Origin of the sequence: Burkholderia sp. ABCPW 14 (assembly GCF_001523835.1) — a bacterium.
Taxonomy (GTDB): domain Bacteria; phylum Pseudomonadota; class Gammaproteobacteria; order Burkholderiales; family Burkholderiaceae; genus Burkholderia; species Burkholderia mayonis.
In genome coordinates this window covers 111086-123550 of the sequence record NZ_LOVS01000132.1, presented here as the reverse complement: position 1 = coordinate 123550, position 12465 = coordinate 111086, and the positions used below count along the sequence as shown (strand labels likewise).

The following is a 12465-nucleotide window of genomic DNA, read 5'->3' as shown; positions in this document are numbered from 1 at the left end:
ATGAATGTATCGAGATCGCCTGGCACGCCAGCGCGTGCCGGCCGCATGCTGTGCCGCGCGCTGCTGTGCGCGGCGGCCGCGGCGTCGTTCGCCGTGCAGCACGCGCATGCGGCGGCGTCCGTGATGATCTGGCCGATCGATCCCGTGATCGAGAGCGACCAGCGCGCGGCGGCGCTGTGGCTCGAGAACCGCGATCGCCGGCCGGTGACGCTGCAGGTGCGTGTGCTCGGCTGGCGCGAAGCGAACGGCGAGGATGTCTACGACGAAAACCAGCCGCGCATCGCGGGCAGCCCGCCGATGGCGACCGTGCCGCCCGGCAAGCGCCAGCTCATCCGGCTGACGCGCCTCGCGGACGTCGCGCCCGGCACCGAGGAAGCGTACCGCGTGCTGATCGACGAGATCCCGCAGCCGGACGACGACGCGCAGAAATCGGCGAACGAGGCGTCGCTCGGCGTCAAGTTCCAGATGCACTACTCGGTGCCGCTCTTCGTCTACGGCGGCGGCCTGTGGACGAAGGAGAACCCGGACAAGCGCCGCGATCCGGCGACGGCGGGGCGGCCGGCGCTCCACTGGCACGTCGAGAGCGACGGCGGCAAGCGGTGGCTCGTCGTATCGAACCGCGGCCCCGTGCACGCGCGGATCACGCACGCGGCATTCGAATCGAACGGCGCGCGCGCCGACTTCGCGCGCGGCCTGCTCGGCTACGTGCTGCCCGGCGCGCAGATGCGCTGGGCGCTGCCCGACGGCCTGAAGGTCAATTCCAATTCCAAGCTGGTCGCCACCGTCAACGGCGTGGCCGACCTCGCAATCGACGTGGACGGCGCCGCTTCGAACCGGTAATCCGCATCACGACACAAGCGACGACGTCGCGACGGGGAAATGCCTTGAAGCGGTACAACGAACACGGAACGAGAAGACTGCCGCGACGGCGCGCGGCGGCGTGGGCGGTGGGAATTGCGTTCGCGGCGGCGGGGGACGCGCGGGCGGGCGAGCCGATGACGCTCGCGGACAGCTTCGGTCGAGCGCCGCCGCCCGCCGGCGGCGCGGCGACGCACGGCACGCTGTACCTCGAGCTCGTCGTCAACGAGCTGTCGACGGGGCGGATCGTGCCGATCCGCTATCGCGAGGGTGTCTACTACGCGCGTGCAGGCGACCTCGCGCAGGCGTCGGTGCGCACGCACGCCGATCCGGACGCGCTCGTCGACCTGTCCAGGCTCGACGGCGTGCAGGCGGAATACGAGAGCACCGATCAGCGCCTGAAGCTGACCGTGCCGCCCGACTGGCTGCCGCGGCAGGCGGTCGGCTCGCGCCGGCTGTACGACCGCACGCCCGCGGCCGTGAGCTTCGGGCTTCTGTTCAATTACGACGTCTACGCGAATTCGCCGACGCTCGGCACGAGTTACACGTCCGCGTGGACCGAAGCGCGGCTCTTCGACACGTGGGGCACAGTCACGAACACGGGCGTTTACCGGCGCGATTACGGCGGCAGCGGCGGCGTCGCGAGCAACCGCTATCTGCGCTACGACACATCCTGGCGCTACTCGGACCAGGACCGGATGCTCACGTACACGGCGGGCGACGTGATCACGGGCGCGCTGTCGTGGAGCAGCGCGGTGCGCTTGGGCGGCGTGTCGGTCGAGCGCGACTTCAAGGTGCGGCCCGACATCGTCACGTATCCGCTGCCGCAGTTCTCGGGCCAAGCCGCGGTGCCGACCGCCGTCGATCTGTTCATCAACGGCAGCAGGACGACGACGGGGCAGGTCAATCCCGGGCCGTTCACGCTGAACAACGTGCCGTTCATCAACGGCGCGGGCGAGGCGACCGTCGTGACGACCGACGCGCTCGGCCGCCAGGTCGCGACGACGATACCGTTCTACGTCGCGAACACGCTGCTGCAGAAGGGGCTGTCCGATTATTCGCTGTCGGTCGGCGCGATGCGGCGCGACTACGGAATCCGCTCGTTCTCTTACGGCAAGCTCGCGGCGTCGGGCACCGCGCGCTACGGTCTCACCGATTACCTGACGATCGAAGGCCACGCGGAAGGCGGCGAACGCTTCGCGCTCGGCGGCCTCGGGCTCGACGTCGGCGCCGGCATGTTCGGCGTGCTCAACTTCGCGGCGACGCAAAGCAGCCTCGCGGGCACGTCGGGTCAGCAGTATGCGTTCGGCTACAGCTATTCATCGCAGCGGTTCAGCGTGGCGCTGCAGCGCATTCAGCGCACCGGCGGGTTTCGCGACCTGTCGGTCTACGATCTGCCGTCCGACGTCACATATCGGCTCGTGCGCAACAGCACGCAAGCGACGGGCGCGCTGAATCTCGGCGTGATCGGCGGCACGCTCGGCGCCGGCTACTTCGACGTGCGCGGCGCGGACGGCTCGCGCACGCGGATCGCGAACCTGTCGTACACGCGGCCGATCTTCCGGCGCGCGACGATCTACGCGTCGGTCAACAAGACGATCGGCGACCACGGGCTCGCCGCGCAAGTGCAACTGATCGTGCCGCTCGGCGACAAGGGCGTCGTGACGGGCTCGGTCGCGCGCGACGAGAACAACGGCGTCAGCGAGCGCGTGCAATACAGCCGCAGCGTGCCGAGCGACGGCGGCTTCGGCTGGAATCTCGCATACGCGGGCGGCGGCTCGCACTATCAGCAGGCGGACGCGACGTGGCGCAACCGCTACTTCCAGGTGCAGGGCGGCGCGTACGGCTATGGCGCGGGACGCGGCTATGCGCGCTGGGGCGAGGTGCAGGGTTCGGTCGTCGTGATGGACGGCGCGATGCTGCCCGCGAACCGCGTCGACGACGCGTTCGTGCTGATCGACACGCAAGGCCGCAAGGGCGTGCCGGTGCGCTACGAGAATCAGCTCGTCGGCAAGACCGACGGCGGCGGCCACCTGCTCGTGCCATGGGCGCCGTCGTACTACGCGGGCAAGTACGAGATCGATCCGCTCGATCTGCCGAGCAACGTGCGCGTGCCGATCGTCGAGAAGCGCGTGGCCGTGCGCGATCACGGCGGCGCGCTCGTCACGTTTCCGATCCAGCGGGTCGTCTCGGCGCAAATCGCGCTCGTCGACGCCGCGGGGCGGCCGCTCGGGATCGGCTCGCGCGTGCTGCACGAGGAGAGCGGCCAGACCGCGCTCGTCGGCTGGCAAGGCGAGACTTATCTCGAAGGATTGTCCGCGATCAATCACCTGCGCGTCACGACGCCGGACGGCCGCACGTGCCGCGCGACGTTCGACGCCGACGTCGACGCGGCGCAGATGAGCCGCATCGGTCCGCTCGCGTGCGGCGAATAACGACAGGGATTCTCGATGAAGCCATTCTGCAAATTCTTCGCGCGCACCGCGGCGGCGCTCGCGCCCGGTCTCTTCGCGGCGCTGCACGCGCACGCGTCGTGCTCGGTCGTGAGCGCGGCGCCCGCGTCGTTCGGCACGGTCACGTCGTTCGTCGCCGCGAGCCAGCCGCAGTCGACGTCGACGACGAGCAGCGGCCTGTCTTGCTCGGGCGCGCTGCTCGGCCTCTTCGTGATCGGCGACCAGATCGACGCGACGATCACGTCGGCGCACGGCGGCAAGCTTGTCGGCTCGACGGGGGATTCGGTGCCGTACTCGACGTTCGCCGACCAGAACTACTCGATCAAGCTCGACTTCGGCATGACCTACAACTGGGCGAGCGGGCAACTGCTGAATCTGCTCGGGATCTTCGGTGGTCCTGCGCAGACACTGCCGTTATATTTCCGGACGATCCAGGGCAGCAACGTCGCGGCGGGCACGTACACCGACACGCTGACGATCTCATGGACCTGGAATTACTGCAGCGGGATCGGCATTCTCGGCATCTGTCTCGGCCGCGACCAGGGCTCGGGCACGGCGGTCGTGCCGGTGACGATCACCGTGACCAACGATTGCGTGATCGCCGCGCCCGACGTGAACTTCGGCGCCGCGCCGACGGTCGCCGGCTTCGCGCCCGTGACGGGCAGCGTGTCGCTCACCTGCACGAAAGGGATGGTCTACACGGTCGGCCTGAGCAGCGGCGCGAACCCGCATGCGAGCGGCCGCCGGCAGATGGCGAGCGGCGCGAACCGCCTGCAGTACGACATTTTCGGCATGGGCGGCGGCGCGGCGTGGGGCCAGTCGACGAACCGCGCCGGCAGCGGCGCGGCGGCCGACGGCCAGGCGGCGCAGCAGTTCCCGTACACCGCGCGGATCTATTCGGATCAGCAGACGCCCGCCGTCGGCACGTACACGGACAGCGTGGTCGTCGACGTGCGCTATTAGCCGCGAGCCGGCGCTTTTCGGAAATCGTTTCGGACATTCGAATCGAGCGGGGGACATGGAGGTGAGAAGGCAAGATGGATTAGTTTCTTTCGTTTTCGAACGACGCGTGGATTTGACGACGCGCAAAACCCGAAATGGCCAAATCGGGCGCGAGAATATCGCATTGCGCAAGCGTTGATCGTCGACATTCGCGAGAGGCCGTCCCACGCTCGTTTCGGGCCGGTTGAAATGCGGACGGCGCCGCTCGCGACTGCGCGCCATCGAATCGAAGAATCGGAGAAAGCGCACGTGCGATGGGATAAACGACCCTACCCATAAACGGAACGCCGACAAGAAAAAGGAGGTGCGGGTTTTTTCCGGAAACGGAAGAGATGCGTATTCTGGCGAGGTTCCAAATGGGATAAAAGTATGAAAAGCGACGGCTTTTGCGGAGGCAAATTCTGTCGACGCATACTGGTGTGCATCTCTGCTGCAGCGCTCGCGTTCTGGACGCTGTCGCAGGCCTCGAATCGGATGCAGGACGGCATGCTGGTCGCGACGGCGCCCTGCAAGTGGTCACACCTGTACCCGTTGCTGTGGGGCGGCAGCAATGTGCTCGTCGCGCTGGTGAGCTACGGATGGGCGCACCGCGACCTGAAGCGTTTGCAGGCGGCGCTGCGCGCGAGCCGGGGCTCGCTCGCGACCGTGAGCCACGAGCTGCGCGCGCCCGTCAACGGCATGCTCGCGCTCGTCGAGCTGTTGAAGGAAGGGCTGCGCGCGCCTGAGCAACAGCGGCTGCTGAGTCTCGTGCAGGACTCCGGGCAGTCGCTCGCGCGCGTGCTGAACGACATTCTCGATCACGCGAGCATCGAGGCCGGGCAATTCGCGATCGAGAAGACGCGCGTCGACGTGCGCGAGCTCGTCGACAGCGTGACCGCGATGCTCGCGGCGCACGCGCATCGCAAGGGTTTGCAGGTCAGGCTGCACGTCGACGCCGATGTGCCGGCGGCCGTGCTGACGGACGGCAACCGGCTGCGGCAGATTCTCGTCAACCTGATCGGCAACGGCATCAAGTACACGGAGCGCGGCAGCGTGTCGGTGCGTGTGCGCGCGGCGGACGGCGTCGACGGCTCGGTCGAGATCGTCGCGACGATCGTCGACACGGGAATCGGCATCGCCGCAGACGAACTGCGGCGGCTCTTCACGCCGTTCGTGCGCGCGCGGCGAACGGAGCCGGGAACGGGGCTCGGGCTTGCGATTGCGCGCAGGCTCGCGAGATTGCTAGGAGGGGACGTGACGCTTGCAAGCGAAGAAGGCAGGGGAACCACGGCGACGGCGCGCATTCGCTGCGGGGTCGTGGCGCGCCGCTATGCGCCGGATGCGCTCGCCGAGCGCGTGGTGTCGATCGACGTCGGCGATGCCGCGCTCGCGGCGACGCTGACCGCATACGCGCGCGCGGCCGGCATGCGGCTCGCCGCGCGCGGCGCGGCGGACGTCGACGCGGTGTTGTGCGACGACGCGCGCGTCGACGCGTCGAGGCCGCGGCTCGGCTGGGTCGGCGTGACCGACGCCGCGGAGCCGGCCGGCTGGATCGACAGCGGAACGCACGTGCGGCTGAGCAGCAACCCGCTCGGCTGGCGCGCGTTCGTCGAGAGCTTGCGCGCCGCGCTCGATGCGCGCGATTCGGCGCGCGCGCGCGCGACGGAGGGGGCGCAGTCGCGCGCGTATCGCGTGCTCGTCGTCGACGATCAGGAGATGAACCGTGTGGTGATTCGTTATCAGCTCGACGCGCTCGGCCATCGCGCGCACCTGTGCGGCAGCGGCGACGAAGCGCTGCGCGCGCTCGAGACGAACGCATTCGACGTCGTGCTCACCGATTGCAGGATGCCGGGGATGGACGGCGTCGCGTTGACGACGGCGATCCGCGCGCATCCGGATGCGCGCGTGCGCGCGACGCCTATCGTCGGCGTGACGGCGCTCGTGTCGGAAGGCGAGTTCGCGCGCTGCGTCGCGGCCGGCATGACGTTCTGCATCGGCAAGCCGACGACGCTCGACGCGCTCGAGCGCGCGCTCGTCGATGCGATCGAGCCGTCGCCTGCGCTGCGCTTCGATCCGTCGCGGATCGACAAGACGCGCTTGCTGACGGGATTCGGCGCGCCGCCCGCCGACGGCGCGGCGCACACGGAGATCCTGCTCGCGTGCCGCCGCGCGCTCGAGCGCGACCGGGACACGCTGGCGCGCCACCTGCGCGAAGGCCTGTCAGAACGCGAGCTGCGCGCGTGGGGCCACACGGCGCGCGGCACGTACAGCCTGTTCGGCCACGCGCATGTCGATGCGCTGCTCGACGAATTCCACCATCTGCTAGGGGCGGCAGACGCGCGCGCGATCCGCGGCGCGGCCCGCGAAATCCTCGCGATGGTGAACCATCTGCTGCGCTGCGTTGCGCATCCGGCGCAATCGCGCGATCGCGGCGATCCAAAAGGAGGAAGGTAAATGAGCGTTCAAGTGTTGATCGCGGACGACCATCCGCTCGTGCTGTTGGGCGTGCGTCACATGCTGGCGAGCATGGGCGACGTGTCGATCGTCGGGGAGGCGCACGACCCGGCCGGGCTGCTCGCGCTGCTCGAGACGACGCCGTGCGACATCGTCATCACCGATTTCGCGATGCCCGACCCGCCCGCCGCCGACGGCCTCGCGATGCTGACCGCGATCCGCAACGGCCATCCTTCGGTCCGCGTGATCGTCTTGACGATGCTCGACAACCCGGTGCTGATGCGGACGATGCGTCAGGCGGGCGCGCTGGCGGTGCTGAGCAAGCGCGGCGACCTCGACGAGCTGCCGCGCGCGGTCGGCGCCGTGTGCCAGGGGCGGACGTTCGTCGGCACGCACGCGGGCGCGGCGAGCGGGCTCGCGATGCGCGCGGCGGACGCGCCGCCGCAACTGAGCCCGCGCGAGATCGAGGTCGTGCGCCTGTGCGCGACCGGCATGACGATGACCGACATCGCGAACCGCTACGGCCGCAGCATCAAGACGGTCAGCACGCACAAGCACAACGCGATGGGCAAGCTCGGCCTCAAGTCCGACGTCGATCTGTTCATGTATGCGTCGGAGAACGGGCTCGTGTAGCGAGCGGGTGGACATGCACGTCGCATCTCGACATCTGGCGGATGGACTGCCCGCGGATCGTCGAAGGCGACAGCCCGGGGCTCGACTGGATCGAGGTCCCGGGTCCGCGGATCGTCACCGACGGCCTCACGGCCGATGAGCGCGGCCGCTTGCTCGAACAGTGCGTGCCGCGCCCGCCTGCGCGCGCTCCATGCGCGGCGCGACGAAGGTCGCACGCCGGTTCCGTTCAGGCGGCGCGTCATCGTCGCGCAGGCGCCGTCGCGCGGATGGCGGTGCCGTGCGGTGGCGTGCGGCGTCGTTCCGCGGGGACGGGCGGGGCCGCTTGCGACTGTCCATCCGATTCGCGAATCACTCGATCAGATTCGGAATCCGTACGTTCGGATCGACATCCGCGTCGTAGTCGACACCGTCGATCTCAAAGCCGAAGAGGCGCAGGAATTCGGTCTTGTAGCCGGCGAAATCGGTGAGCGTGTAGAGATTGTCGTCCGTCACCCGGTCCCACAGCGCGAGCACGCGTTCCTGCACGGCGGGATCGAGCTCGGGGCCGTCCGCGCGCAGCCGGCCTTCGGCGTCGACGTGCGGATTGGCGCCGTAGAGACTGTCGCGGAACAGGCCGTCGACCTGCTCGATGCATCCTTCGTGCGTGCCGCGTTCCTTCATCGCCTTGAAGAGCAGCGACAGGTACAGCGGCATCATCGGAATCGCGGAGCTCGCCTGCGTGACGACCGCCTTCAGCACCGACACGCGCGCGTCGCCGCCGCGCGCCGCGAGCTTGTCGCGGAGCGCGAGCACGGTCACGTCGAGGTCCTTCTTCGCTTCGCCGATCGAGCCGTTCCAGTAGATGTCGTGCGTGACCTTCTCGCCGAGATACGTGAACGCGGTCGTCTTCGCGCCATCGGCGAGCACGCCGGCGGCGTCGAGCGCGTCGATCCACATCCGCCAGTCCTCGCCGCCCATCACGGCGACCGTGCCCGCGATCTCGTCGGGCGTCGCCGGCTGCAGCAGTGTTTCCTTGACCGCCTCGTTGTCGGTGTCGATCCCGCGCAAGCGCACCGCGCGGCCGATCGGCTTCAGCGTCGACTGGAACGTCTCGCCCGTCTTTGGATGCGTCCTGCGCGGCGCGGCGACGCTGTAGACGACGAGATCGACCTGCCCGAGGTCGCGCTTGATCGCGTCGATCGTCTTTAGCTTGATCGCGTCGGAGAACGCGTCGCCGTTGATGCTCGCCGCATACAGGCCGCGCGCGGCCGCTTCGTCGTGGAACGCGGCGCTGTTGTACCAGCCGGCCGTGCCGGGCTTTGCGTCGCCCGGCGCGCGCTCGAAGAACACGCCGAGCGTCGCCGCGCCCGCGCCGAACGCGGCCGCGATGCGCGCGGCGAGCCCGTAGCCCGTCGACGCGCCGATCACGAGCACCTTCTTCGGACCGCGCTCGATCGGCCCGCGGCCGGCGACGTGGGCGATCTGCTCGCGGACGCTCGCCGCACAGCCGGCGGGGTGGGTGGTGACGCAGATGAAGCCGCGTACGCGCGGTTTGATGATCATGGCTGTCTCGCTAGGAATGCAGGGGACGGTCAAAAAAGCAGCGTGCATTCTAAACGAGGCGGGCGCCGGGTCGTGCGTTCGTGAGCGGCGGGCGGCGTGCGCGATCGCATGGGGTTTCGGGCGGACGTGTTCGGCGCGGATGATGCCGCATTGCTGCGGGGCGAGCGTCGCAAGTCGCGCTGCGTGGCTCGCATGTCGCGCACGCGACGAAGCGCGCGGGTACGGACCCGTGTGTTCAATCAAGCCCCGACGCGCCGCGCCGCATAGCCGCTCGCCGCACACGCACGGCATGCGCGGCACGCGCGCAACAAAAAGGGCGGCCGAAGCCGCCCGAAGAAGCGATGTTGCGTCGTCTCGAATCGATCGCGTGCTCAGTTGCCCGTCGACAGCGTGAGCGCGCTCGTCAGGTCGCCCATCGGCTTGAGGCCGTTCGCGGCGAGCGCGTCGTCGCGCTGCTTGAGGCCGGCGAGGCGCGGCAGCGCGTAGCGGCGCGTGATGAAGCGCAGGATCGACGCGGTGTCGTATTGCGTGTGATCGACGAAGCCCTGCTTCGCGAACGGCGAGATGACGAACGCCGGAATGCGCGTGCCCGGGCCCCAGCGGTCGCCCTTCGGCGGCGCGACGTGATCCCAGAAGCCGCCGTTTTCGTCGTACGTCACGATGACGACCATGTTGTTCCACTGCGGGCTCTTCTGCAGGTGCGAGATCACGTCGGCGATGTGCTGGTCGCCCGACGCGACGTCGGTGTAGCCCGGGTGCTCGTTCAAATTGCCTTGCGGCTTGTAGAACGTGACCTGCGGCAGCTTGCCCGCGTCGATCGCCTGGATCAGCGCGGCGCCGTTCGAGCCGGCGTCGAGCAGGTGCTGCGCGCGGTTCGCGGTGCCGGGCGCCTGGTTCGCGTAGTAGTTGAACGGCTGGTGGTGCGGCTGGAAGTTCGGCGCCGTCAGGTTCGGCCCGTAGATCACGCCCGACGTGCCGCTTTGCGCGGCCTGCAGCGCCGCGCCCCACGCGCCGCTATACCATGCCCACGAGACGCCGGCGTTCGTCAGCAGATCGCCGATGTTCTGCTGCGTTTGCGGCGGCAGCGTCGACGGATTCGACGGATCGGCGAGGTTCGGATCGCCGCCCGTCGCGGCCGCGTTGCCGCTCGGCTGATACGGCGGCTGCATCGTGTTGACCGCGTAGAAATCCGGCGTGAGGCCGCCCGACTTCACGAACTTCGGCGGGCCCGACAGCGCGGACGCGGGCGAATTCGATGCGAGCGTGAGCGTGACGCCGTCCGGATTGACGACCGAGATCTGGCTCGCCGCCGGGCTCTTGTCGGCGTTCGCATAGTATGGCGCGCACGCGCAGATCAGGTACTGGTGGTTCAGGAACGAGCCGCCGAACGTGCCCATGAAGAAGTTGTCGGCGAGCGTGTATTGCTGCGCGAGCTTCCAGAGCGGCAGCTTCGACGGATCGGCCGTGTAGTGGCCCATCACGAGGCCGCCCGCGTCGGACCACGCGGCGAACCGGTCGTTCTTGCCGCCGTCGATCTGCATCTGGTTCTCGTAGAAACGGTGAACGAGATCGCGCGTCGTCACGCTCATCGGCGTGTTGAAGCCGTTCGGATCGTCGATCGCGAACGGCGCGTTCGGCAGGTTCGCCGTCATCGCTTCCGTCACCGCGGGCGTCACGCCCGCCGCGGTCAGGCCGGTCCAGATCTTCGGCAGCGTCGCGAGCGTCGTGCCGTCGCGATCGACTTGCGCCGCACTCGCGGCCGTCACGTTCTGCAGGCCGTTCGCGCCCGGGAAGTTGCCGTAGAGGTTGTCGAAGCTGCGGTTTTCCGCATAGATCACGACGACGTTCTTGACTGCCGACAGGCCGGGCGACGTGACGTCGTCCCCGCCGCACGCGGTGAGGCCGATGGCGGCCGCCAGCGCGATCGGCGTCACGCGAATCCAATGCTTGTTCATCCGTTTTCTCTCTTGTCGCACGAGGTGTGTGGGTATCGAGGGGCCGGCCAAGCGCGCCGCACGACGCGGCGCGCCGCGTGAATGTCGGCTGCCAGCCGGTTGCGCGGATTGTGTAAGGATCGTTTGACAGCAACATGTTGTAATGCTTTCGTTGAGCTGTCGATTTGCTGTCATCGAATTGTCATTCGCGTGACATACGCTCGCGCCTTTGCCATTCGACATCGCCGAATCGATGATGCGCCGCCCGCTGCGACACGTTCCCCGCAATCGTTCGTTTTTCCCCGCGCTGCGCGCGCTCGCGGCGGCGGCCGCGCTCGCGGCGGGCGTCGCCGCATGCGATGCGGACGGACCCGCCGCGACGCGCGCTGCGACGCCGGCCTCGCAGGCGAGCACGCCCGCCGTCGTCGACCATCAGCCGCAGACGCGCGCGCAGGTGTACGAAGCGGTGAAGCAGATGACGGCGCTCGGCCGGCAACTGTTCGTCGATCCGTCGCTGTCGGGCAGCGGCAAGCTCGCATGCGCGTCGTGCCACAGCCCGCAGCACGCGTTCGGGCCGCCGAACGCGCTGCCCGCGCAATTCGGCGGCGACGATCTGCGTCAGCAGGGCTTTCGCGCGGCGCCGACGCTCAAGTACCTGCAGAAAGTGCCTGCGTTCAGCGAGCACTATCACGAGTCGGATGACGAGGGCGACGAGAGCGTCGACGCCGGCCCGACGGGCGGTCTCACGTGGGACGGCCGCGTCGACAGTGGCGCGGAGCAGGCGCGCGTGCCGCTCACGTCGCCGTTCGAAATGAACAGCACGCCCGCGAAGGTCGCGCGCGCGGTGCGGGCCGCGCCGTACGCGGACGCGTTTCGCAGCGCGTTCGGCGCGCGCGTGCTCGACGACGATCGCGCGACGTTCGAAGCGGTGCTGCAGGCGCTCGGCACGTTCGAGCAGACGCCCGACGTGTTCTATCCGTACTCGAGCAAGTACGACGCGTATCTGGCGGGCCGCGCGCAGCTGACGCGCGCCGAGCTGCACGGGCTGCAGGTCTTCAACGACGAGAAGAAGGGCAACTGCGCGAGTTGCCACGTGAGCCGGCGCGGGCTCGACGGCACGCCGCCGCAGTTCAGCGATTTCGGCCTGATCGCGATCGGCGTGCCGCGCAATCGCGCGCTCGCGGTGAATCGGAATCCGAAGTTCTACGATCTCGGCGCATGCGGGCCCGAGCGTCAGGACCTGAAGGGCCGCGACGAATTCTGCGGATTGTTCCGCACGCCGACGCTGCGCAACGTCGCGCTGAAGAAGACGTTCTTCCACAACGGCCTTTATCACTCGCTCGAGGACGTGCTGCGTTTCTACGCGGAGCGCGACACGCATCCGGAGAAGTTCTATCCGGTGAAGCACGGCGTCGTCCAGAAGTTCGACGACTTGCCGAAGCGCTATTGGAAGAACCTGAACGACGAGCCGCCGTTCGATCGCAAGCGCGGCGATCCGCCCGCGATGACCGACGCGGAGATCCAGGACGTGATCGCGTTCCTCGGCACGCTCACCGACGGCTACGATGCGCACGCGAAGTCCGCAGGCGGCAATCGCTGAGACGCGCGGA

General features: G+C 68.7%; 8 protein-coding genes. 6 read left to right on the top strand and 2 right to left on the bottom strand.

Annotated features, from left to right (window positions below; all coding sequences use genetic code 11):
• From WS62_RS20595 to WS62_RS20575, 5 genes are all read left to right on the top strand, one after another.
• Entirely contained in the window at positions 1-840 is an 840-nt protein-coding gene (locus tag WS62_RS20595; RefSeq protein WP_066574580.1) for a fimbrial biogenesis chaperone, read from the top strand.
• Between the two features lie 44 nt (positions 841-884).
• Positions 885-3293 (top strand): fimbria/pilus outer membrane usher protein, encoded by a 2409-nt coding sequence (locus WS62_RS20590; protein WP_066574577.1) that lies wholly within the window; start codon positions 885-887, stop codon positions 3291-3293.
• A 15-nt stretch (positions 3294-3308) separates the two neighbouring features.
• Positions 3309-4274 (top strand): Csu type fimbrial protein, encoded by a 966-nt coding sequence (locus WS62_RS20585; RefSeq protein WP_066574574.1) that lies wholly within the window; start codon positions 3309-3311, stop codon positions 4272-4274.
• A 408-nt stretch (positions 4275-4682) separates the two neighbouring features.
• Complete coding sequence (locus WS62_RS20580; RefSeq protein ID WP_066574572.1) at positions 4683-6746, top strand: ATP-binding protein; 2064 nt, start codon at positions 4683-4685, stop codon at positions 6744-6746.
• Positions 6747-7379, top strand: a complete 633-nt coding sequence (locus WS62_RS20575) for a response regulator transcription factor (protein ID WP_066574569.1) — start codon at positions 6747-6749, stop codon at positions 7377-7379.
• A gap of 348 nt (positions 7380-7727) precedes the next feature.
• Here WS62_RS20575 and fabV read toward each other — a convergent pair whose 3' ends face one another.
• Positions 7728-8921, bottom strand: coding sequence for an enoyl-ACP reductase FabV (gene fabV, locus WS62_RS20570; RefSeq protein ID WP_066574567.1), 1194 nt, complete (start codon positions 8919-8921; stop codon positions 7728-7730).
• A 371-nt stretch (positions 8922-9292) separates the two neighbouring features.
• Positions 9293-10876, bottom strand: coding sequence for an acid phosphatase (locus WS62_RS20565; RefSeq protein WP_066574565.1), 1584 nt, complete (start codon positions 10874-10876; stop codon positions 9293-9295).
• Between the two features lie 232 nt (positions 10877-11108).
• Here WS62_RS20565 and WS62_RS20560 point away from each other — a divergent pair, with 232 nt between their 5' ends.
• Positions 11109-12455, top strand: coding sequence for a cytochrome-c peroxidase (locus WS62_RS20560; protein ID WP_066574619.1), 1347 nt, complete (start codon positions 11109-11111; stop codon positions 12453-12455).
• The last annotated feature ends 10 nt before the right edge of the window (positions 12456-12465 follow it).

Coding starts and splice junctions, on each gene's coding strand:
- WS62_RS20585 (WP_066574574.1), top strand. CDS start 3,309: ATGAAGCCATTCTGCAAATTCTTCGCGCGCACCGCGGCGGCGCTCGCG.
- fabV (WP_066574567.1), bottom strand. CDS start 8,921: ATGATCATCAAACCGCGCGTACGCGGCTTCATCTGCGTCACCACCCAC.
- WS62_RS20580 (WP_066574572.1), top strand. CDS start 4,683: ATGAAAAGCGACGGCTTTTGCGGAGGCAAATTCTGTCGACGCATACTG.
- WS62_RS20560 (WP_066574619.1), top strand. CDS start 11,109: ATGATGCGCCGCCCGCTGCGACACGTTCCCCGCAATCGTTCGTTTTTC.
- WS62_RS20595 (WP_066574580.1), top strand. CDS start 1: ATGAATGTATCGAGATCGCCTGGCACGCCAGCGCGTGCCGGCCGCATG.
- WS62_RS20565 (WP_066574565.1), bottom strand. CDS start 10,876: ATGAACAAGCATTGGATTCGCGTGACGCCGATCGCGCTGGCGGCCGCC.
- WS62_RS20575 (WP_066574569.1), top strand. CDS start 6,747: ATGAGCGTTCAAGTGTTGATCGCGGACGACCATCCGCTCGTGCTGTTG.